Origin of the sequence: Pseudomonas putida, from assembly GCF_001976065.1 — a bacterium.
Lineage (GTDB): Bacteria > Pseudomonadota > Gammaproteobacteria > Pseudomonadales > Pseudomonadaceae > Aquipseudomonas > Aquipseudomonas serbica.
Genome location: NZ_MNAH01000004.1, coordinates 284975 through 306439 on the forward strand (window position 1 = coordinate 284975; position 21465 = coordinate 306439).

Genomic DNA, 21465 nt, shown 5'->3' on the forward strand with positions numbered 1-21465 from the left:
TGTTATTTCCACCTGAACATGAGAAACACATTGGCCAGCGATTGGACGATTACACCGTCGACTTGCTCGATAACGCCATCGTGATTGGCATCGCCATTGACGACGCACTCCAGCACGCCGTCGTTGTTGCCATCAAAGACCCCGTGCCAGGACTCCAGGCGCTCAGGCTCTCGACCTCGGTTGGCGTGATGCAGGTGCAACTTCACGACGTTGGGCGTGCCATCGGAGTGAAGATCCTCGGCGAAAATCTTCATGTACCGATCACCGTTTTCTCCGTCGTTGAACCAGTTCATCTTGAGATACGAATTTGCGAAAATTTCCAGCAACCGTTGGTCTATCGAGTTTTCCTTCCCGTTCTGATTTACGTCGCCTTTCTTGTAGTCGACTCGACCGTCGGTGTCGAAATCAACGGCGAACGCCTCGTTGACCAGGACACCTTCCATGCTCGGACCAAGCGCTTGATAAAATTCGAGTAAAACCAGATCCGCCCGGCCATTTCCATGACGATCCTGTGCAATCACTTTTAAATAACGCATCCGTGCGCTTCCTTGGGGAAAAACCTAGACTGCCCCGTTATCCCAAGGCACTCCATACGCCGTTTCCCTTTGGTCTGTAAGACAACTCAGCACGCCACGCCAGACAAGACCGTCGTGGCTTTGCGTTTCAACACCGCAAGATCAAGCACCGGCACATGCTTCTCCTTGGCCAGCTCATCCCACTGGCGCATGCGTAGACTGACTGCGCACAAAGGGTCCTGCTCGAATGCATCGGCCTCGGCCTCGGACATCACGCCACCCTGATATTCCAGGGTCCGACGACTGGCTTCGCTCAGGCGCTCGTAGTACCCCGGCTCTCTGCGTGTCAGATAACGTTTGGCTTGAACGTGATACTCCACCAACCGCGCCATGCGTTCGCTGAAACCTGCACGGCGCAGATAATCAGCGCCCAGCCGCTCATGACTCACGATGCCGTAGCCGCCCATGTTCTCGGCGCTTTCCCCGCAGATATGCCCGATGTCGTGAAAGAACGCCGCCAACACGACTTCATCATCAAAGCCTTCGGCCATCGCCAGTTGCGCGGCCTGGGACATGTGCTCGATCTGCGACACCGGCTCGCCGATGTAGTCGCTGCTACCGAACTGCTCGTACAAAGCGAACACTTTGGCGATCACTTGCTCGTTGCATTGCATCAGATTTCTCCCAACTGATGGCGATGTTTCGTTCGGCCATGGCCGGCCCGACGCTCAAGCCCTTTTGCGGACGCAGGAACTAAAACGGTCCGGCCCCCGTGAACCATAGACACCTTGCCAGCGTTCGACCACCTGCTCGGCATTGTCCTGAAGTCAGCCAGCTCCTACAGGGGTATACGATCTCCTGTAGGAGCTGGCTTGCCAGCGAAGAGGCCCTGTCAGCCGATGAAGAGCTTACTTGGCCGCCACTTTCTCAGACTTGCCGTCATAACGCTTGCGCCATTCGGCCAGGATCTCGTCGCGGTTTTTCGAAGCCCAGGCGAAGTCGTTCTTGATCAGGCGCTGCTCGTAGTCGGCTGGCAATTCAGTTTGCGGCTTGGCAATGCCCGGCTGCGCGAGTACGGCGAAGTTCTCCTTGTACAGATCCATCGCTTCGACGCTGGCAGAGAAATCAGCCAGTTTCTTCGCCGCTTCTTCATGTGGAGTGCCCTTGATCACGGCAGTCGCTTCGATCTCCCAGCCCAGGCCTTCCTTCGGCAGGATGATGTCCAGCGGCGCGCCTTGGCGTTTCAGCTGCACAGCCGGGTATTCAAAGGAAATGCCGATCGGGAACTCCCCAGCCGCCGCCAGTTTGCAAGGCTTGGAACCGGAGTGAACGTACTGGCCGATGTTCTGGTGCAGACCGTCCATATAGGCCCAGCCCTGCTTCTCGCCGAACGTTTGCAACCAGGCGCTGACATCGAGGAAACCGGTGCCGGACGACGCCGGGTTAGGCATGACGATCTTGCCCTTGTATTCAGGCTTGGTCAGGTCTTGCCAGCTGACGGGCTTGCTCAGGCCCTGCTTTTGGGCTTCGACGGTGTTGAAGCAAATGGTCGCGGCCCACACGTCCATGCCGACCCAGGCTGGCGGGTTGGCGGCGTCGCGGTAGTTGCCGCCGATCTTGCCGAGGTCTTTTGGCGCGTAGCTTTGCAGCATGCCTTGCTGGTCGAGGATCGCCAGGCTCGATGCGGCCAGGCCCCACACGGCGTCCGCCTGCGGACGGGCTTTTTCAGCCAGCAGTTTGGCGGTGATGATCCCGGTGGAATCACGCACCCATTTGATTTCGACGTCCGGGTTGGCCTTTTCGAACGCTTGCTTGTAGGTCTTCAGTTGTTCGGCTTCAAGAGCGGTGTACACCGTCAACTCGGTTTTCGCCGCAAAGGCGTTCAGGCTGAAAGCGGTGAGGACAGCGGCGGCCAGGGCCATAGGCTTGAACATGATCTTTTCCTGTAGTTGAGTTGAGGGCATGAATCAGTGACCAGGCGCGGTCTGCCGCCAGGCTTGTGAGCGGCGCAGCAAACCGCTTGAAGCCCAGGCCAGCAGCAGGGACACGCCCGCCGAGGTGAACAGAATCAGGGTCGACATCGCCGCCGCACCGCCAACGTTGCCGGCGTCGTCCATGTTCAGCACCGCCACCGCCGCGAGGATGGTGTCGGGGCTGTAGAGGAAGATCGCCGCCGAGACGGTGGTCATGGCCGAGACGAACAGGTAGCGCACGATGTCCAGCAGCGCGGGCAGACAGATCGGCACGGTGACCCGCAGGTAGTGCCGATACAGCGGCGCCTTGAGCGACAGCGCGGCGGCTTCGAACTCGGCATCGAGTTGGCGCAGCGCGGTGGTGGCGGTCATTTGCGCGGTGGTCAAATAGTGAGCAATGGTGCAGACCACCAGCAGGGCCATGGTCCCGTAGAGCACGTGCAGCGGGTTGCCGGCGAGGTTGAAGAAGAAGACGTAGCCCAGGCCCAGCACCAGGCCCGGCACCGCCATCGGCACGAAACTGAGCATGCGCAATGCCAGGTTCAGCCCGCGCTGGCTCCTGGTTTTTTCCATCAGGTACGCGCCGGTGAAGATCAGCACGCTGCCGATCAGCGACGTGCACAACGCCATCTTCACGCTGTTGCCATAGGCCAGCCAGCCGCCACCCGCGGTGTCGTTGAACTGGTAGTGGTTGAGCGACAGCGACAGGTTGTACGGCCAGAACTTCACCAGCGACGAGAACACCGCCATGCCGAACACCAGCAGCAAAGCGCTGCAGATCAGCAGGACCACCGCCAGGTAGCAGCCGTCGCGCAGTGTCGAGGGTGCAGGTTTGAACACCTGGGCACGACCGCTCATGGAATCGCCGTGGCGCCGACGCAACCAGGCATCGACTCCGAAGCTGAACAGCGCCGGCAGCAACAGCACCATGCCGATCAATGCGCCTCGTCCGAACTGTTGTTGGCCGACCACCGCCTTGTAGGCTTCCAGCGCCAACACTTGATAGTCGCCACCGACCACTACGGGTACACCGAAGTCAGTGATGGTCAGGGTGAACACCAGGCAGAACGCAGCGAACACTGCCTGACGGGTCGCCGGCCAGGTGATGCTGCGAAAAGCTTTGGCGGGACTTGCGCCCATGCTGGAGGCGGCATCGAATAGACGCGCATCCGCCAGGGACAGGGCCGACAGCAGGATCATCAAGGCATGCGGGAAGGTGTAGATGACTTCACCCAGAACGATGCCCCAGAAACCGTAGATGTTGTCCGAGAACAGGCTACGCAGCATGCCCTGGTTGCCAAACAGGTAAACCAGCGCGATGCCGGGCAGCATCGACGGCGCCATCAAGGGCAGCAGCGAAATGCCACGCCAGATACCTTTGCCGGGGATCAAGGTGCGTTGCAGTGCGTAGGCAAACAGATAGGCCAGTGGCACGACAATGGCTGCGACGCTGAGGGAAACCTTCAGACTGTTGCCAAGCAACCAGTGGAAATTTTCGCTGGTCACCAGTTCCCTGGCAGCGACCCAACCACCGCCCTGCCCGGCCTCAGCGCTGAAACCACGCCAGAAGATCGCCAGCAACGGCATCAAGACGGCGATGCTCAACAACAGCAGCAGAAGAACTTTGCCGCCGACCACGAACAGCCGGTCACCGATCTCGGCGCGGGAAACCTGTCGCACTTGCTTGTGCGGCAGCGGCAGCGCGATGTTCGCGCTCATCAGGCAAACACCTGCAGGCTGCGTGGAGGCAAGGCGACCATGATCTGCTGGGCCCCAAGACGCGGCATGGCTTCCGGTGCCAGCTCCGCCAGGAGCGCATGGCCCGGCAATTGATCGAGCTCGAAACTCATACGGCAGCGGTTACCGAGGAAGGTGATTTCACGAACCTTGGCCGGGAACAGGTTTTCCTCATGCACCAGTGGGTTGACGTTGATCGCTTCAGGGCGGCAGAACAACCGGCCCGACGCGGTCTTGGCGCCACCATCGGCCAGACGCATGCTCATCCCGCCGACCTGGGCGTGGCTATCGCTGCTGCGCTGGAACGGCAACCAGTTGCCCTGGCCGACGAACTCGGCCACGAACGGCGTGGCCGGACGGTTGTAGATTTCCTGCGGCGTGGCGTATTGCTCGACCCGGCCGTTGTTCATCACGGCAATGCGGTCGGCCATCAGCATGGCCTCGTCCTGATTGTGGGTGACCATCAGGGTAGTGATGCCGAGGTTGCGTTGCAGCTGGCGCAGTTCGGTGCACAAATGCTCGCGCACACGGGCATCGAGGGCCGACATCGGTTCGTCCAGCAGCAATAGCGAAGGTGCCGGAGCCAAGGCGCGAGCCAGCGCCACGCGTTGCTGCTGGCCGCCGGACAACTGGCCGGGGTACTTTTTCTCGCTACCGCTCAAGCCGACCAGTTCCAGCATCTGACCGACGCGCTGACGCACCTGGTCGCGACCACTGCCGGCCAGACCGTAGGCAATGTTCGCTTCAACGGTGAGATTGGGGAACAACGCGTAGGACTGAAACAGGATGCCGTAGTCCCGCGCCTGGGGCGCCAGGTGGGAAACGTCGCGATCGCCCAGGTACAGCTCGCCGCTGTCCTGCTTCTCCAGGCCGGCGATGCAACGCAGCAAGGTGGTTTTGCCACAGCCCGAAGGGCCCAACAGGCACACCAGTTCACCGGCCGCCACGTCGAGGGAAACGTTGTCCAGCGCGGTAAACGCGCCAAAGCGTTTCTGTACGCCGCGCACCTTCATTGGGGCACCGGGGTTGCTCAGGGCAGTTGCGATCGAGTTGTTCATGGACGGACCTCATCTGGCAGATGGGGCCATCCTAGGGTTGTAATGCGTCCGTCATGTGGCAGTAAGGCAAAAACCGCCGATAGTGGTATTCAAGGATTTTGGTTGCCCGGACTGACCTCTTCGCGAGCAGGCTCGCTCCCACAGTTGACCGCACTCCCCTGTGGGAGCGAGCCTGCTCGCGAAGAGGCCGGCAGGGACACCAGAGATTCAGACAGGGGCCATTTCCTGCGCCAACCCCAGAAACGCCGCTGGCAGCCGCGCGTTCTTGCGTTCCTTGAGGCAATACAAATACTCCGGAATCTGCGGTGCATTCTCGATCGTCAGCACCCGTAATTGCGGATCGTGGGGCACTTCCTGGCGGGCGATGATGCTGATGCCGATGTTGCGCAACACCGCCTCGCGGATCGATTCGCGGCTGCCGATCTCCAGCAGCGGCCCGAAACACACACCGGCGCTGGCAAGCAACTCTTCGGTCAAACGACGGGTGGTCGAACCCGGTTCGCGCATCAACAAGGTATGTCCCGCCAAGGCACCCAGCGACACGTGATCGTGAACCGCCAGCGGATGATTGCGATGCACCGCCAGCACCAGCGGATCACTGCCGAGCACCCGCCGAATCAGCCGCGCATCCTCCAGCAACTGCGAGGACGCCGCGACATCGACCCGATAGTCCTCGAGCGCTTCCAGCACTTGCTGGGAGTTGCCGATCTCCACCGACACTTCCACCTGCGGCAGGCGCTCGCGGAAGGTCTTGACCAGGTCGAGGATGTAATACGGCGCCGTGGCGGCAATGCGCAACGTGCCCTGGACCTGCCCGCTGTTGCGCAGGAAAAACTCGATGTCGGCTTCCTGCTGCAGCAGCGTCTTGACCATCGGCAACAGCCGCGCCCCCTCATCGCTGACGCTGAGACGGCGACCGCCCCGGTAGAACAACTCAACCGAGTACTGGCTTTCCAGGTTGCGAATCTGCGTGGTCACCGTGGGTTGGCTCAAGCCGAGCTTTTTCGCTGCCAGGGTGATGCTGCCCAGGCGGGCAACCATGTAAAACGCCTTCAGCTCGGCACTCAGCACAACCTTCTCCCATCCTCTATTTGCGCAACAGGCGCAGTCCATTGAACACCACCAACAGGCTCACGCCCATGTCGGCGAACACTGCCATCCACATGGTAGCGAGCCCGGCGAAGGTTACCCCAAGAAAGATCGCCTTGATCACCAAAGCCAGGGCGATGTTCTGCTTGAGGATGCTCGATGTCTGGCGCGACAAACGAATGAATGCCGGAATCTTGCGCAGATCGTCGTCCATCAGGGCGACATCGGCGGTTTCGATGGCCGTGTCGGTACCCGCGGCCGCCATGGCGAAACCAATCTCGGAACGGGCCAGGGCCGGCGCATCGTTGATGCCGTCCCCCACCATGCCGACGTTATGCCCCTTGGCATACAGCGCTTCGATCGCCTGCAACTTGTCGCTGGGCAACAAATCGCCCTTGGCCTCGTCGATGCCGACCTGGGCGGCAATCGCCTGGGCGGTGTGGACGTTGTCGCCTGTGAGCATCAGGGTCTTGATGCCCAAGTCATGTAGCTGCTGGATCGCTTCGCGGCTGGATTCCTTCACCGTGTCGGCCACGGCGAACAGCGCCAATGGGCCGGATGGGTCGAGCAGCAGCACGACGGATTTACCCTGTTTTTCCAGCGCGAACAGCTGCTCTTCCAGCTCAGGCGAGCACAGGTTCAGCTCTTCCACCAGCCGATGGTTGCCCAGGTGATAGGTCCGGCCATTGATGTCCCCGCGCACTCCGCGCCCGGCCAACGCCTCGAAGTTATCCACCATCAGCGACGCGGATTGTTCATTCACAGCCACATTGGCGATGGCCAGCGACACCGGGTGATCCGAACGACCGGCCAGCGCTGCGGCAATCGCTGGCGCAGACTCGTTGGCTGTCGGGTCAAGCGACAGATAATCGGTCTGCACCGGTTTGCCATGGGTGAGGGTTCCGGTTTTATCCAGCGCCAGGTAGTCGAGCTTGTAGCCCCTTTCCAGATACACACCACCCTTGACCAGGATGCCTTTGCGCGCGGCGGCGGCGAGGCCGCTGACGATGGTCACCGGGGTGGAAATCACCAGTGCACAGGGGCATGCGACCACCAGCAACACCAATGCGCGATAAATCCAGTCAAACCACAACGCGCTCATGAACAGCGGCGGAATCACCGCCACCGCGAGGGCGAAAATGAACACGGCCGGCGTGTAGATTCTCGAAAACTGGTCAACGAATCGCTGGGTCGGTGCGCGCGCGCCTTGAGCCTGTTCGACGGCATGAATGATCCGCGCCAGCGTCGAGTGGTTCGCTTCAGCGGTCACCACATATTCCAGGGAGCCGGCCTGATTGATGGTGCCGGCGAACACCTTGTCGCCAACCGTTTTATCCACCGGCAGGCTTTCACCGGTGATCGGCGCCTGATTGATGGTCGAACTGCCCGACACCACTTCACCGTCCAGACCGATACGTTCGCCAGGACGCACCCGCACCCGCGCGCCGAGCTCGATGGTTTTGACATCTTGAGCAATCCAGCTGCCATCGGCCTGCAACACCGTGGCCTGCTCCGGGGTCATTTGCATCAGGCCGCTGATGGCGTTGCGCGCCCGGTCCAGGGATTTGGCCTCGATCAATTCGGCCACGGTGAACAGGAACATCACCATCGCCGCTTCCGGCCACTGGCCGATGAGGATCGCACCGGTCACGGCGATGCTCATCAGTGCGTTGATGTTGAGGTTGAAGTTTTTAAGGGCGATCCAGCCTTTTTTATAGGTACCGAGGCCGCCGCTGAGGATCGAGATCAGCGCAATGATCGCTACCACCCAGTTCGGCGCAGCATTGCTGAAATGGATCACTTCGGCGGCCAGCGCGCCAATACCCGACAGCGCCAGGGGCCACCAGGGTTTTTTCTCTGGAACCGGCGCGGGCGCTTCAGCGCCCTTCTCTATCGGCTCGGCCTGCATGCCGAGGGACTTGATCGCGTCGATGATCGGCGCGGTGCTCGGCAGGTCATGGGTGACGCCAAGTACACGGTTGATCAGGTTGAATTCCAGCTGCTGCACACCCGCCAGCTTGCCGAGCTTGTTCTGTATCAGCGTCTGCTCGGTCGGGCAATCCATGGCCTCGATGCGGAAACTGCTCAACCGCGCGCCGGCCGTCGGCGTTTCGCTCAGCTTGATCAGCGAGGGGGCCGTGGCTTTCGAAGAACAGCAGGAATCACCATGGCTGCCATGTACATGCTTAATCACAGGCTTGAGTTTGCTGCTGCAGCAATCGTCTGCGGCATCAGGTTTATGCGTGTGCTGGGAATCGCTCATCGGGTTCATCCATAAAGGTGCCTGTTGCCAAGTAAAGACCCTGTAGCCACTATAGGGTCAAGCACCCATTTGGAGATTGCCGTCATGAAGATTGGAGAGCTGGCCAAACTTACCGATTGCGCCGTGGAAACCATCCGTTACTACGAACGCGAGAGCCTGCTGCCGGAACCGGCCCGCAGCGACGGCAACTACCGCGTCTATACCCAGGCCCATGCCGAACGCCTGACCTTCATCCGCAACTGCCGCACCCTCGACATGACCCTCGAAGAAATCCGCAGCCTGCTGGCGTTTCGCGACAGTCCGCAGGATCAGTGCGAAAGCGTGAATGCGCTGATCGACGAGCACATCCACCACGTCAAGGCGCGAATCGATGGGCTGCTGGCCCTGCAGACGCAACTGCTCGACCTGCGCCAACGTTGTGGTGAAGGGCCGGACGTCGATCAGTGCGGGATTTTGCAGCGGCTGGAGGTCAGTGGCGGGGTGGTGGCGACGGAGGTGGAGCATTCACATGTCGGGAGAAGTCATGGGCATTGAGGGCCTCTTCGCTGGCAAGCCAGCTCCTACAGGGTTTCGGTGAATCTGTAGGAGCGGTGCCAGACTCAGACGGCCATTGGCGCGGTCATCGGTGCGTGATGTTCGTAACCTTCCAGCGAGAAATCGCCCGGCTCCACCAGTTCCAGCCACTCCGGCTGATAAACACCGGTCTTGGCAAACTCCGGCACACGGTCGCTGATCACCAGTTTCGGCATCGGGAACGGCTCGCGCTTGAGCTGTTCGTTGAGCATGTCCAAGTGGTTTTCGTAGACGTGGGCATCGCCGATGAAATAGGTGAACCAGCGCGGCGTGTAGCCGGTCAGGCGGCCGATCAGGCTCAGCAGCGCGGCGCCTTCGGTGAGGTTGAACGGCGTGCCCAGGCCCAGGTCGTTCGAACGGATGTAGAGGGTCAGGGAAATCTCCTTGGTCTCGACGTTCGGGTGAAACTGGTACAGCAGGTGACACGGCGGCAACGCCATTTCATCGAGCTGGGCGACGTTCCAGCCGTGGAACAGGATACGCCGGCTGCCCGGGTCCTTGATGATGGTGTCGATGCACTGGCGAACCTGGTCGATGGCCTTGTACAGCACCACGTAGGCCTGGCCATTTTCTTCGCCTTCTGCGATCTGGCGGTAGCCTTGCTTCAGGGTTTGCTCGATGGCGGCCGGGTTACTGAGCGGGATCTGCTTGTACGCCGGCCATTTGCGCCATTGCACGCCATAGATCTCACCGAGGTCGTCTTCACCCTGGCGGAACGGATTGGCCAGCCACTGGGCGTTTTCGTTGGCGTTCTGGTCCCAGACCTTGCAGCCCAACGCACGGAATTGGGCGGCATTGTTCACACCACGCAAAAACCCGCACATCTCGCCGATGGCCGATTTGAAGGCCATCTTGCGCGTGGTGATCGCCGGGAAACCTTCCTTCAGGTCGTAGCGCAGCATCGCGCCCGGAAAGCTGATGGTGTTCACGCCCGTGCGGTTCGCCTGTTTGGTGCCGTTCTTGATGACGTGGGCGACCAGTTCGAGATATTGCTTCATGAGTTACCTGTGTCCTTGAACCCGCAGCCATCGCTACGGGGTTCGAATTTTATACGGCTGCCGCTGGAGTCGCCGGGGCGCGGTGATACGCCAGCCAGATCAGGAACAACCCGCCGACGATCATCGGCACGCACAGCACCTGACCCATGGTCAGCCAGTTCCAGGCCAGATAGCCCAGTTGCGCATCCGGTACGCGGACAAATTCGACGATGAAACGGAAGATGCCGTAGAACAGCGCGAACATCCCCGATACCGCCATGGTCGGGCGCGGCTTGCGCGAGAACAGCCAGAGGATCAGGAACAGCGCCACGCCTTCAAGCGCAAACTGATACAGCTGCGAGGGGTGACGCGCCAGTTGCGCCGGATCGGTCGGGAAGACCATCGCCCACGGCACATCGGTGGCCTTACCCCACAACTCGGCGTTGATGAAGTTGCCGATCCGTCCGGCGCCGAGGCCGATCGGCACCATCGGCGCGACGAAATCCATCAGCTGGAAAAACGACTTGTTGTTCTTTTTGCCGAACCACAAGGCTGCCAGCATCACGCCGATGAAGCCGCCGTGGAACGACATGCCGCCCTTCCACACTTCAAAGATCAACAGCGGGTTGGCGATATAGGCACTCAGATCGTAGAACAATACGTAGCCCAGGCGACCACCGACAATCACCCCCATCGACATCCAGAACACCATGTCGGAGAGCTTCTCCTTGTTCCAGGTCGGGTCGAAGCGGTTCAACCGGCGCGAGGCCAGCAGCCAGGCGCCGCCGATGCCGATCAGGTACATCAACCCGTACCAGTGGATTTTCAGCGGACCGATGGCCAGGGCCACCGGGTCGATCTGCGGGTAAGGCAGCATTGCGACTCCTCATGAGTTCATATCAATTCCCGGGCGACGCTGCCACCTCAGGATTAAGCCAGTATTGCGCTGCCCGTCAGAGCAGATGCTTCAGACTAGAAAGTTCAGACCGACGCAGAACAGCAAAGCCGCAAACAGTCTTTTCAGCAACCTTGGCGACAGATTGTGCGCCAGTCGCGCGCCGAAACGGGCGAAGACCATGCTGGTCAGGGCTATGCCCAATAACGCCGGCAGATAAATGAAACCGAGACTATGGGCTGGCAGTAACGGATCGTGCCAGCCCAGAATCATGAAAAATAATGCACTGGACAATGCAATCGGCAGGCCGCAGGCCGATGAGGTCGCCACCGCCTGCTGCATCGGCACACTGCGCCAGGTCAGGAACGGCACCGTCAGCGAACCGCCGCCAATGCCGAAAATCGCCGAAGCCCAGCCAATCACGCCGCCGGCGACGGTCAGACCGACTTTCCCCGGCACCGTTCGGCTGGCCTTTGGCCTTAGGTCCAACGCCAGCTGCGCGGCGATGACCAGGGCGAACACGCCGATGATCTTCTGGAGGTTGGGCCCGGAGATCGCTTCGGCGGTCAGTGCACCAAAACCCGCACCGATCAGGATGCCCAGGGTCATCCACGCAAAAATTGGCCAGCGCACCGCCCCGCGGCGGTGATGCTCACGAATGGCGTTGACCGAGGTAAAGATGATCGTCGCCAGCGAGGTGCCCACGGCCAGGTGCGTGAGGATCGACGGATCAAATCCCTGCGCTTTAAAGCTGAATACCAGCACCGGGACGATGATGATTCCGCCCCCTACGCCGAACAGCCCGGCCAGCACTCCGGCACAGGCGCCGAGCGCCAGATAGAGCAGAAATTCCATGCTGTTTCCCCACCCAACCCCAAAACCGGAGCGGCATGGTAACGGATGCATGGCCTCGGGCTCCACTGGATGGCGATGGATACCCGCACGATGACTGCGTAGAGTGGGCAAAAAACACACAAGGATCACCTTATGTGCCTGATTGTTTTCGCTTGGCGACCGGGCCACGCCCAACCGCTGATCGTGGCGGCCAACCGCGACGAATTCTATGCCCGCCCCAGCCTGCCGCTGGCGCAATGGCCCAAAGCACCGCACGTGCACGCCGGGCGTGACCTGGAGGCGGGGGGCACCTGGCTGGGTGTCGGCGCCAACGGGCGTTTTGCCGCGCTGACCAACATCCGCGATCCGCATCGACCGCCGGGGCGCCGGTCCCGCGGTGAATTGGTGGCGAGGTTTCTTACCGAAGACCTGCCGATTGATGACTATTTAGTCGAGGTTGTCGCGCGCTCGCCGGAATATGGCGGGTTTAACCTGCTGATCGGCAACGCCAACGAGTTGTGGCACTTCAATGCCCGGGAATCGGAAGCGGTGATGCTGCAACCGGGGGTCTACGGCTTGTCGAATGCCGGGCTGGATACGCCGTGGCCGAAACTGCTCAAGGCCAGGGCGGCGTTGAGTGAAGTGCTGGATGATCCGCAACCCCAGGCGCTGCTGAAGTTGTTGAACGATCCGCAAACCGCACCGTTTGCCGAGTTGCCGGATACCGGGGTGGGGCTGGCGACTGAGACATTGCTGTCGAGTGTGTTCATTGCCAGCCAGAGTTATGGAACGCGGGCGAGTACGGCGTTGATCGTGCAGGCGGATGGCTCGCGGCGGTTGGTCGAACGGAGTTTCGGGCCGTATGGCGGGCATCTTGGGGAAGTAGAGATCAGCATTTAGTTGCGCTGTCCCAATCGCGAGCAGGCTCGCTCCCACAGGGGAATGTGGGAGCGGGCTTGCTCGCGAAGGGGGCGCCGCAGGTTTAGAGGGCCTTGATCGCCGCCGGATTGATCATCCGCGCCAACCCGAGGTTCTTCAGCGCCAATTGCAGCGAGCTGTGGATAACCTGCGGGTTGTCGATGGTCATCAACTCGGCCAGCAATTCCCTGGCCTTGCTCAGGTTGATCTGGCGCAGCATCCACTTCACCTTCGGCAGGTTAGTGGCGTTCATCGACAGGCTGTCGAAGCCCATCGCCATCAGCAGCACCGCCGCAGCCGGATCACCGGCCATTTCGCCACAGATACTCACCGGCTTGCCTTCGGCATGGGCATCACGCACCACGTTCTGCAGGGCCTGGAGCACCGCCGGATGCAAGTAGTCATAGAGGTCGGCTACCCGCGGGTTGTTGCGATCCACGGCCAGCAGGTACTGGGTCAGGTCGTTGGAACCGACCGAAAGGAAGTCCACTTGCCGTGCCAATTCCCTGGTCTGATAAACCGCGGCCGGAATTTCGATCATCACGCCAACCGGCGGCATGGGGACGTCGCACCCTTCGTCGCGAACCTCACCCCAGGCACGGTGAATCAGGTGCAGGGCTTCTTCCAGCTCATGCGTGCCGGAGATCATCGGCAGCAGGATCCGCAGGTTGTTCAAGCCTTCGCTGGCCTTGAGCATGGCACGGGTCTGCACCAGGAAGATTTCCGGGTGGTCGAGGGTGACCCGAATGCCGCGCCAGCCGAGGAACGGGTTGTCTTCCTTGATCGGGAAGTACGACAGCGATTTGTCACCGCCGATGTCCAGGCTGCGCATGGTCACCGGTTGCGGGTGGAAGGCGGCGAGTTGCTCGCGGTAGATCGCCAGTTGTTCCTTTTCGCTGGGGAACCGCTGGTTGATCATGAACGGCACTTCGGTGCGATACAGCCCGACGCCTTCGGCGCCGCGTTTCTGTGCTCGCGCCACATCCGCCAACAGGCCGGTGTTGACCCACAGCGGCATGCGGTGGCCATCGACCGTGACACACGGCAGGTCACGCAGCGCATCAAGGCCCAGGGCCAGTTGTTTCTCTTCTTCCACCATCTCGGCGAACTGCTTGCGCAGCACGTCGCTGGGGTTGGTATAAACCTCGCCGCGATGACCGTCGACGATCATGCCAATGCCATCGACCTTGGAATACGGCAGGTCGACCAGGCCCATCACCGTCGGAATGCCCATGGCCCGGGCCAGAATCGCGACATGGGAGTTACCCGAACCGAGTACCGATACCAGGCCCACCAGCTTGTTTTCCGGCACCTCGCCGAGCATGGCCGGCGTCAGTTCCTCGCTGACCAGGATGGTATTGTCGGGGTAGACCAGGGTTTGCTGGCGCTCTTCCTGCAAGTAGGCGAGCAGGCGCCGACCCAGGTCCTTGACGTCCGAGGCGCGCTCACGCAGGTAGGCATCGTCCATCAGTTCGAAACGGTTGACGTGATCGGTGACCACTTGACGCAACGCGCCCTGGGCCCACTGGCCGGTCTTGATCACGGTGGTCACTTCGTTGCCCAGCGCCGCGTCGTCGAGCATCATCAGGTAGACGTCGAACAGGGCCCGTTCTTCCGGGCGCAATTGGGTGGCGAGCTTGGCCGACAAGGTGCGCATGTCGGCCCGCACACCTTCGATGGCGGTCTTGAACAGCCCGAGTTCCGCGTCGATGTCGGTAATGGTCTTGTCGGGCACCACGTCCAGATCGGCCGGTGGCAGCATGACCACCGCCGTGCCCACCGCCGCGCCAGGCGAGCCCGGCACACCGACGAACTTGGCTTCCTGGATACCCTTGCCCTGCCGCCCCAAACCACGGATCGAGCCGGTGGCCTCGGCGTGGGCAATTACCCCGGCGAGCTGCGCGCTCATGGTCACGAGGAAGGCTTCTTCACCCTCGTCGAACTGGCGGCGTTCCTTTTGCTGGATGACCAACACGCCGACGACGCGACGGTGGTGAATGATCGGCGCCCCGAGGAACGAGGCGTAGCGCTCTTCACCGGTTTCGGCGAAGTAGCGGTACCGCGGGTGATCCGCGGCGTTTTCAAGGTTCAGGGGTTCTTCACGCGTGCCGACCAGGCCGACCAGACCTTCATTGGGTGCCATGCTGACCTTGCCGATCGAGCGCTTGTTCAAGCCCTCGGTGGCCATCAGCACGAACCGGTTGGTCTCCGGGTCAAGCAGGTAGACCGAGCAGACCTGGCTGCCCATGGCCTCTTTGACGCGCAACACAATAATCCCCAACGCCGCCTTGAGATCCTTGGCGGAGTTAACTTCCTGGACGATCTTGCGCAGCGTATTGAGCATGGCTCGGGGTCGAACTCCGTCGTCAGTCGCGCGCTAAAAGGCGCGGGGCAAGCTCTTTGAGGGCGCGTCGATACACCTCGCGCTTGAATGTCACCACCTGGCCCAACGGATACCAATAGCTGACCCAGCGCCAGCCATCGAATTCCGGTTTACCGGTCAAATCCATCCGCACCCGCTGCTCGTTGGAGATCAGGCGCAGGAGAAACCATTTCTGTTTCTGGCCGATGCACAGCGGCTGGCTGTGCGTCCTGACCAGGCGTTGCGGCAAACGATAGCGCAACCAGCCCCGGGTGCAGGCGAGTATTTCAACATCTTCGCGCTCCAGGCCCACTTCTTCGTTCAGCTCGCGGTACAAGGCGTCTTCCGGCGTCTCCTGGGGATTGATCCCACCTTGAGGAAACTGCCAGGCATCTTGATTGATTCGGCGAGCCCATAGCACCTGGCCGGCATCATTCGTGAGAATGATCCCGACATTAGGACGGAAACCATCGGGGTCGATCACGGCAACAACCTCGCAAACGCATGTCCTCGCATTGTTCCACAAAGGTTGTGAAGGCAGCAACGCACCGGTCTACGTTATGTGCACTCTTGTGAAAAGTCCGTATTCTGGACACCTTTCTACAGACTTTTCAGCGAGTAACTGCAATGCGGCTGGCTTTATTCGACTTGGACAACACGCTTCTGGGCGGCGACAGCGACCACGCCTGGGGCGATTACCTGTGTGAGCGCGGCTTCCTCGACGCCGTCGCCTACAAGACACGCAACGACGAGTTTTACCAGGACTACCTGGCTGGCAAGCTGGATAACGCCGCCTACCTGAATTTCTGCCTGGAAGTGCTCGGCCGTACCGAAATGGCCACCCTGGATCTATGGCACAGCGACTACATGCGCGACTGCATCGAACCGATCGTGCTGCCCAAGGCGATCGAGTTGCTGGCCCAGCACCGCGATGCCGGCGACAAACTGGTGATCATTACCGCCACCAACCGCTTCGTGACCGGCCCCATCGCCACGCGCCTGGGCGTCGAGACCTTGATCGCCACCGAATGCGAAATGCAGGATGGCCGCTACACCGGGCGCAGTACCGATGTACCGTGCTTCCGTGAAGGCAAGGTGACAAGGCTGAATCGTTGGCTGGAAGAAACCGGGCACAACCTCGAGGACAGCTACTTTTATAGCGACTCGATGAATGACCTGGCGTTGCTGGAGCAGGTGGCGAATCCGGTGGCGGTTGATCCGGATTCGAATTTGCGGGCTGAGGCCGAGAAACGTGGCTGGCCGGTGATTTCGTTGCGCGATTGACATTGCTTTCGCGAGCAAGCCCGCTCCCACATTCTAATGTGGGAGCGGGCTTGCTCGCGAAGGTGGCGACTGGGTCTCAAGCCTTACACAGGCTTGGCACCCATCAAGCCGGCAATCGCCACAAAACAGACAAAACTGAACAACGCCAAGGCAAAGGTAAACCTGCCCACGCCACTCGGCGTCTTGCGCAGCTTGTTCAGCCGCACCAACAACCAGAACCACGCCAACGCCGCCACGGTGTACAGCACACTGGACGCCAGCAACCACGTCTGCCCCAGCGGCCAACCCACCAGGTGGACCATCCCCCAGCCGGTAAACGGCATGCTCAACAGCGCCAGCCCCATCAACAACCAGATGAACACTCGTGGTCGTTGCAGGGTGCGGCTGCCCGCCGTCGCGTCGCCGTTACGCCGCGCGCGCCAGACCCAGATCCCCAGGCTCAGCGCGCCCAGCAGCAACACCACCGTCGCCACCATGTGCGCCGCTTTCAGGGCCGTTAACGTTTCCATCGTCGGTATTCCTTATGACCTGCCCATCAGCGTAGCCGCTCAGCCCAGAAACAGCTGATAGGCCGGGTTGTCGCTTTCATCCCAATACGGGTAGCCGATTTCTTCCAGCGCAGCCGGCACCAGGTGACGTTCCTCGTGAGGCACCTGCAGGCCCGCGACCACACGGCCATCGGCCGCGCCATGATTACGATAGTGAAACATCGAGATGTTCCAGCGCCCGCCGAGCTTGTTGAGGAAGTTGAACAGCGCGCCCGGACGCTCCGGAAATTCGAAGCGCAGGATCACTTCATCGACCACATGCGCCGCACGACCGCCGACCATGTGACGGATGTGCAACTTGGCCAGTTCGTTGTCGGTCAGGTCGACGACCGGGAAGCCCTGCTCGCCCAGGCTGGCGATCAACGCACGGCGAGGGTCGGTGTCCGGATGGGTCTGCACGCCGACGAAGATGTGCGCTTCGCTGCCGGTGTTGTAGCGGTAGTTGAATTCGGTGATCTGGCGCTTGCCAATGGCTTCGCAGAACGCCTTGAAGCTCCCCGGCTTCTCGGGGATGGTCACGGCGATGATGGCTTCACGACCCTCGCCCAGTTCGGCGCGCTCGGCGACATGGCGCAGACGGTCGAAATTGACGTTGGCGCCGGAGTCGATGGCCACGAAGGTCTGGCCGGTAACGCCGCGGGACTCGACATACTTCTTGATCCCGGCCACGCCCAGGGCGCCGGCAGGTTCGGTGATCGAACGGGTATCGTCGTAGATGTCCTTGATCGCCGCACAGATTTCATCGGTGCTGACGGTGATGACTTCGTCGACGTAGTCTTTGCAGATCTCAAAGGTGTATTGGCCGATCTGAGCCACCGCGACGCCATCGGCGAAGATGCCCACGGTCGGCAACACCACGCGCTCACCCGCCGCCATGGCAGCTTGCAGGCAATTGGAGTCATCCGGCTCGACGCCGATGATCTTGATGTCTGGCCGCAGGTACTTCACGTACGCCGCAATACCGGCGATCAGGCCGCCACCGCCCACCGGCACGAAGATCGCATCCAGAGGCGCCGGGTGCTGACGCAAAATCTCCATGGCCACCGTGCCCTGCCCGGCAATGGTGTGAGGATCGTCGTAGGGGTGAATGTAGACGTAGCCTTTTTCGTCGACCAGTTTCAGCGAGTAGGCCAAGGCCTCCGGAAACGAATCGCCGTGCAGCACCACTTTGCCACCACGCGAGCGCACGCCTTCGACCTTGATCTCGGGCGTGGTCTTGGGCATGACGATGGTGGCTTTTACGCCCAGGACCTTGGCGGCCAGGGCCAGGCCTTGGGCATGGTTGCCGGCGGAAGCGGTGACCACGCCGCGGGCGCGTTCTTCGTCGCTCAGTTGGGTCAGCTTGTTGTAGGCACCGCGAATCTTGAACGAGAACACCGGCTGCAAGTCTTCACGCTTGAGCAAAATCTCGTTGCCCAGCCGCTCGGAGAGCTGACGGGCAGTCTGCAATGGGGTTTCTACGGCAACGTCATAAACGCGCGAGGTGAGGATCTTTTTGACGTACTGTTCAAGCATCGGAAAGCATCACTGAGCGGGTTGGGCAGGATCAAGGAGTCTAACCCGGCTTTTGGCCGCACGACCACACGAATCAAGAGGTTTTGCCTCGCCATGGGGCTATAATGCCTGCCTTTGCGTTCTTACCTTGCCCGCTTCCGGAGCCCGCATGACCCAGGATCAACTCAAACAGGCCGTAGCCCAGGCCGCCGTCGACTTCATCCTCCCGAAACTCGATGACAAGAGCATCGTCGGGGTCGGCACCGGCTCCACCGCCAACTGCTTCATCGATGCCCTGGCCCAGCACAAGGGCGCCTTCGATGGCGCGGTCGCCAGCTCTGAAGCCACCGCGGCACGCCTCAAGGGCCACGGCATTCCGGTGTACGAGCTCAATACGGTCAGCGACCTGGAGTTCTACGTCGACGGCGCCGACGAGAGCGACGAGCACTTGAACCTGATCAAGGGCGGCGGAGCGGCCCTGACCCGCGAGAAAATCGTCGCGGCCGTGGCCAAGACCTTCATCTGCATCGCCGACGCCAGCAAACTGGTGCCCGTGCTCGGCGCATTCCCGCTGCCCGTGGAGGTGATCCCGATGGCCCGCAGCCACGTGGCCCGCCAGCTGGTGAAACTGGGCGGCGACCCGGTCTACCGTGAAGGCGTGCTGACCGACAACGGCAACATCATCCTCGACGTGTTCAACCTGGAGATCACCAACCCGGTTGAGCTGGAATCGCAGATCAATGCGATCGTCGGCGTGGTCACCAACGGCTTGTTTGCGGCGCGCCCGGCGGATCTGCTGTTGCTGGGCACCAGTGAAGGCGTAAAAACCCTGCGCGCCCAATAATACGCAATACCCTTGTAGGAGCTGGCTTGCCAGCGAAGAGGCCATCAAATCCAACATTGATGTTGAATGATCTGCCGCTATCGCTGGCAAGCCAGCTCCTACAGGTTCGTGGTGTTGGTTAGGGTGGTGTTGGCTTTTTGAACACGTAAAACAGATTCGGCTCACTCACCAGGTACATCGTACCGTCGTCGTCCATGGCGATCCCTTCCGCTTGCGGAACAGTCTTTTGCAAACCCTGACGCCCCTTGTTCAACGACATGGTGCTCAGCGGTCGACCATCCACATCCAGTTCCAGAATCAGCCGCGACTCGTCGGACAACGCCAGCAAGTGCCCGCTGCGCTCGTCGTATTGCAGGCTCGACAGGTCCCGCACGAACATCCCGGCGTCGCGCTTGGGGTTGTTGATCACATGTACGGCGTAGGATTTTTCCGGATTGAAATGCGGGAAGCCGTGCACTTCGTAGATCAGCATCGGGTCGCGCTCCTTGGCCACGAACAGCCGCTTGCCCACCGAATCATAGGCCAGGCCCTCGAAACCCTTGTTGCCGCGCATGTGCACCCCGAGGGTCATCTGTTCCGCATCCGCCGAATCGAGGAAGGTGGTGTCATCCTCCAGATGAATCTTGATCAGCCGTTGCTGGCGCTCGTCCGTGATCACATAGGTGTCGGCACTGATGAATTCAACAGCCTCCGGATCACCAAAACCGACCAGCGCAATGCGGCGCAGGATCCTGCCGTCGAGGGACAGCTCGATCAATTCGGAGTTTTGATTGGTGACGGTGAACAGGCTTTTACGCACCGGGTCGTAGGTCAAGGCTGAAACATCGTCGTCCAGCCCTTCGATGACCTGCCCCTCCAACACCACCCGATACTGGTCCAGGCCGATGGACTGGCTGTTCATCGGCTGCCAGAGCGTGTGCAGGTTGAACCAGGCGCGCTCGAACAGGCGCAGATACTGACCGAACGCAATCAATACGCTCAGGGCAATCACCGACAGGAGCACAAGCAGGGGTTTGGGGCGGGCTAATCGACGCATTCAGGCGGGCTCAAATTCAAAACAGGCGGATGAGATATCACGCCTGCATGAACTGAAGCTTAATGGCCATTGGCCGCAAAGGACAATCGCGGGGTTATTTCTGTTTTTCGAAGCGGTAGAACAGGTTCGGCTCGCTCACCATGTACAGCGTACCGGCCTCGTCCATGGTCACGCCTTCGGCCCGCGGGATGGTCTTTTTCAGGCCGTTGAAGCCACCCAGCAAGGTCATGAAGCTGACCTGCTCGCCTTTCTCGTCCAGCTCCAGCAACAGGTGGGAGTCAGCGGACAACACCAGGGTGTGGCCGGTCCGTGGATCGATGGCCAGGGCGGACAGGTTGCGGATGTCCAGCTCATCACTGGCAAGCTTTTGCTTGTCACCGGTGAGCACCTTGCCGTCGACTTTCCAGGTGAACAGCGCGGGCGGACGCTCTTCGCCGAGCAATAATTGCTGATTGCGCGCATCCCAGGTGACGGCCTCGAAGGCCTTGTTCTGGTCTTTCGAAGGTCCGAGGTCGTACTTCGGATAATCAGCGATGTTCAGCTCGCGAGTGTTTGCATCAACCTTGACGAGGATCACCTGGTGGTCACGCTCATCAACAATGGCCAGCATCCCGTTGCCCAGCGCTGTCACCCCTTCAGGATTGCTCCAGCCCACCAACGGCATTTTGCGCAGTACATCGCCTTGCAGCGACAACTCGACCAGGAACGGGTTTTTGCCCATCACTGAAAACAGGGTCTTGGTCTGGGCATCGTAGGTGACGTCCGACGCTTCGTCCTTTTCCATGCCCGGCAGTGGCTTGGCGTCGATCACAGCACGGTAGTCCGGCAGCCAGACACTGCCCTGGCGCTCGGCAGGGCTTTCAAAACGCTCTTGCACCCAAAGCACGCCACGGTCATCCCAATGCATGGCAAACGCCAGGCCATAGGCGACGGCGACCAACAGCAACAGCCAGGAATACCAGCGCAGGGCAAAGCGCGAACGGCGGGCAGGTTTAAGCGAAGAAAGCGGTTGAGTAGCCATCAGGGCATGCGTTCCAGAGATTCAGGCTTGGGGTAATAGCACAA

The 21465-nt window shown here is 60.8% G+C and carries 20 protein-coding genes and 1 pseudogene; 4 read left to right on the forward strand and 17 right to left on the reverse strand.

Annotation, left to right across the window (positions count from 1 at the left end):
• Window positions 1–2: 2 nt before the first annotated feature.
• The 8 genes and pseudogenes from BKX96_RS16535 to BKX96_RS16565 all read right to left on the reverse strand — a co-directional run bounded on the left by BKX96_RS16535 (window position 3) and on the right by BKX96_RS16565 (window position 8635).
• Window positions 3–536, reverse strand: coding sequence for a hypothetical protein (locus BKX96_RS16535; RefSeq protein ID WP_046818376.1), 534 nt, complete (start codon window positions 534–536; stop codon window positions 3–5).
• Between the two features lie 86 nt (window positions 537–622).
• Window positions 623–1189 (reverse strand): phosphonate degradation HD-domain oxygenase, encoded by a 567-nt coding sequence (locus tag BKX96_RS16540; RefSeq protein WP_077184743.1) that lies wholly within the window; start codon window positions 1187–1189, stop codon window positions 623–625.
• Window positions 1131–1324: pseudogene (locus tag BKX96_RS32390) on the reverse strand (hypothetical protein); the annotation flags it as partial. The pseudogene BKX96_RS32390 and the gene BKX96_RS16540, both read right to left, overlap by 59 nt.
• A gap of 99 nt (window positions 1325–1423) precedes the next feature.
• Window positions 1424–2449: a putative 2-aminoethylphosphonate ABC transporter substrate-binding protein gene (locus BKX96_RS16545; protein WP_077184745.1), complete on the reverse strand. Its 1026-nt coding sequence runs from the start codon at window positions 2447–2449 to the stop codon at window positions 1424–1426.
• A 33-nt stretch (window positions 2450–2482) separates the two neighbouring features.
• A complete protein-coding gene (locus BKX96_RS16550; protein ID WP_077184747.1) occupies window positions 2483–4207 on the reverse strand; it encodes a putative 2-aminoethylphosphonate ABC transporter permease subunit in 1725 nt (574 codons plus the stop codon).
• Complete coding sequence (locus BKX96_RS16555) at window positions 4207–5283, reverse strand: putative 2-aminoethylphosphonate ABC transporter ATP-binding protein (protein ID WP_077184748.1); 1077 nt, start codon at window positions 5281–5283, stop codon at window positions 4207–4209. Before BKX96_RS16555 ends, BKX96_RS16550 begins: the two co-directional genes overlap by 1 nt.
• Window positions 5284–5490: 207 nt before the next feature.
• Window positions 5491–6354, reverse strand: a complete 864-nt coding sequence (locus BKX96_RS16560) for a LysR family transcriptional regulator (protein WP_077184750.1) — start codon at window positions 6352–6354, stop codon at window positions 5491–5493.
• 16 nt (window positions 6355–6370) lie between these two features.
• Window positions 6371–8635, reverse strand: a complete 2265-nt coding sequence (locus BKX96_RS16565; RefSeq protein WP_077184752.1) for a heavy metal translocating P-type ATPase — start codon at window positions 8633–8635, stop codon at window positions 6371–6373.
• An 84-nt stretch (window positions 8636–8719) separates the two neighbouring features.
• Between BKX96_RS16565 and cadR the strand changes: the two genes are divergently transcribed.
• Window positions 8720–9169 (forward strand): Cd(II)/Pb(II)-responsive transcriptional regulator, encoded by a 450-nt coding sequence (gene cadR, locus BKX96_RS16570; protein ID WP_077184754.1) that lies wholly within the window; start codon window positions 8720–8722, stop codon window positions 9167–9169.
• A 65-nt stretch (window positions 9170–9234) separates the two neighbouring features.
• Here the strand turns inward: cadR and BKX96_RS16575 are convergent, their stop codons facing one another.
• From BKX96_RS16575 to BKX96_RS16585, 3 genes are all read right to left on the reverse strand, one after another.
• A complete protein-coding gene (locus tag BKX96_RS16575; protein ID WP_046818384.1) occupies window positions 9235–10206 on the reverse strand; it encodes a thymidylate synthase in 972 nt (323 codons plus the stop codon).
• Between the two features lie 49 nt (window positions 10207–10255).
• The gene (gene lgt, locus BKX96_RS16580; protein ID WP_033041945.1) at window positions 10256–11062 is read right to left on the reverse strand and encodes a prolipoprotein diacylglyceryl transferase; all 807 of its coding nucleotides are present in this window, start codon (window positions 11060–11062) and stop codon (window positions 10256–10258) included.
• A 90-nt stretch (window positions 11063–11152) separates the two neighbouring features.
• Window positions 11153–11935 (reverse strand): sulfite exporter TauE/SafE family protein, encoded by a 783-nt coding sequence (locus BKX96_RS16585; protein WP_077184756.1) that lies wholly within the window; start codon window positions 11933–11935, stop codon window positions 11153–11155.
• 132 nt (window positions 11936–12067) lie between these two features.
• Between BKX96_RS16585 and BKX96_RS16590 the strand changes: the two genes are divergently transcribed.
• Window positions 12068–12814 carry an NRDE family protein gene (locus tag BKX96_RS16590; RefSeq protein WP_077184758.1) on the forward strand — a complete coding sequence of 249 codons (747 nt, stop codon included), beginning with the start codon at window positions 12068–12070 and terminating at the stop codon, window positions 12812–12814.
• Between the two features lie 82 nt (window positions 12815–12896).
• On the opposite strand, the gene ptsP is transcribed toward BKX96_RS16590, so the two are convergent.
• Together ptsP and BKX96_RS16600 are read right to left on the reverse strand one after the other, a co-directional pair.
• Complete coding sequence (gene ptsP / locus BKX96_RS16595) at window positions 12897–15176, reverse strand: phosphoenolpyruvate--protein phosphotransferase (protein WP_077184761.1); 2280 nt, start codon at window positions 15174–15176, stop codon at window positions 12897–12899.
• Between the two features lie 22 nt (window positions 15177–15198).
• Window positions 15199–15678: an RNA pyrophosphohydrolase gene (locus BKX96_RS16600; protein ID WP_007897732.1), complete on the reverse strand. Its 480-nt coding sequence runs from the start codon at window positions 15676–15678 to the stop codon at window positions 15199–15201.
• A gap of 143 nt (window positions 15679–15821) precedes the next feature.
• Between BKX96_RS16600 and BKX96_RS16605 the strand changes: the two genes are divergently transcribed.
• On the forward strand, window positions 15822–16478 hold the full coding sequence (locus tag BKX96_RS16605; RefSeq protein ID WP_046818388.1) for a histidinol-phosphatase: 657 nt from the start codon (window positions 15822–15824) through the stop codon (window positions 16476–16478).
• Between the two features lie 83 nt (window positions 16479–16561).
• Here the strand turns inward: BKX96_RS16605 and BKX96_RS16610 are convergent, their stop codons facing one another.
• Together BKX96_RS16610 and ilvA are read right to left on the reverse strand one after the other, a co-directional pair.
• Window positions 16562–16987 carry a DUF2269 domain-containing protein gene (locus tag BKX96_RS16610; protein ID WP_046818389.1) on the reverse strand — a complete coding sequence of 142 codons (426 nt, stop codon included), beginning with the start codon at window positions 16985–16987 and terminating at the stop codon, window positions 16562–16564.
• A 39-nt stretch (window positions 16988–17026) separates the two neighbouring features.
• A complete protein-coding gene (gene ilvA / locus BKX96_RS16615; protein ID WP_046818390.1) occupies window positions 17027–18541 on the reverse strand; it encodes a threonine ammonia-lyase, biosynthetic in 1515 nt (504 codons plus the stop codon).
• Window positions 18542–18689: 148 nt separating this feature from the next.
• On the opposite strand from ilvA, the gene rpiA reads away from it, so the two are divergent.
• Window positions 18690–19364 carry a ribose-5-phosphate isomerase RpiA gene (gene rpiA, locus BKX96_RS16620; protein WP_046818391.1) on the forward strand — a complete coding sequence of 225 codons (675 nt, stop codon included), beginning with the start codon at window positions 18690–18692 and terminating at the stop codon, window positions 19362–19364.
• A 118-nt stretch (window positions 19365–19482) separates the two neighbouring features.
• Here rpiA and BKX96_RS16625 read toward each other — a convergent pair whose 3' ends face one another.
• Together BKX96_RS16625 and BKX96_RS16630 are read right to left on the reverse strand one after the other, a co-directional pair.
• Window positions 19483–20400: an SdiA-regulated domain-containing protein gene (locus BKX96_RS16625; RefSeq protein ID WP_077184763.1), complete on the reverse strand. Its 918-nt coding sequence runs from the start codon at window positions 20398–20400 to the stop codon at window positions 19483–19485.
• 94 nt (window positions 20401–20494) lie between these two features.
• Window positions 20495–21421 (reverse strand): SdiA-regulated domain-containing protein, encoded by a 927-nt coding sequence (locus tag BKX96_RS16630; RefSeq protein WP_077184765.1) that lies wholly within the window; start codon window positions 21419–21421, stop codon window positions 20495–20497.
• Window positions 21422–21465: the final 44 nt, after the last annotated feature.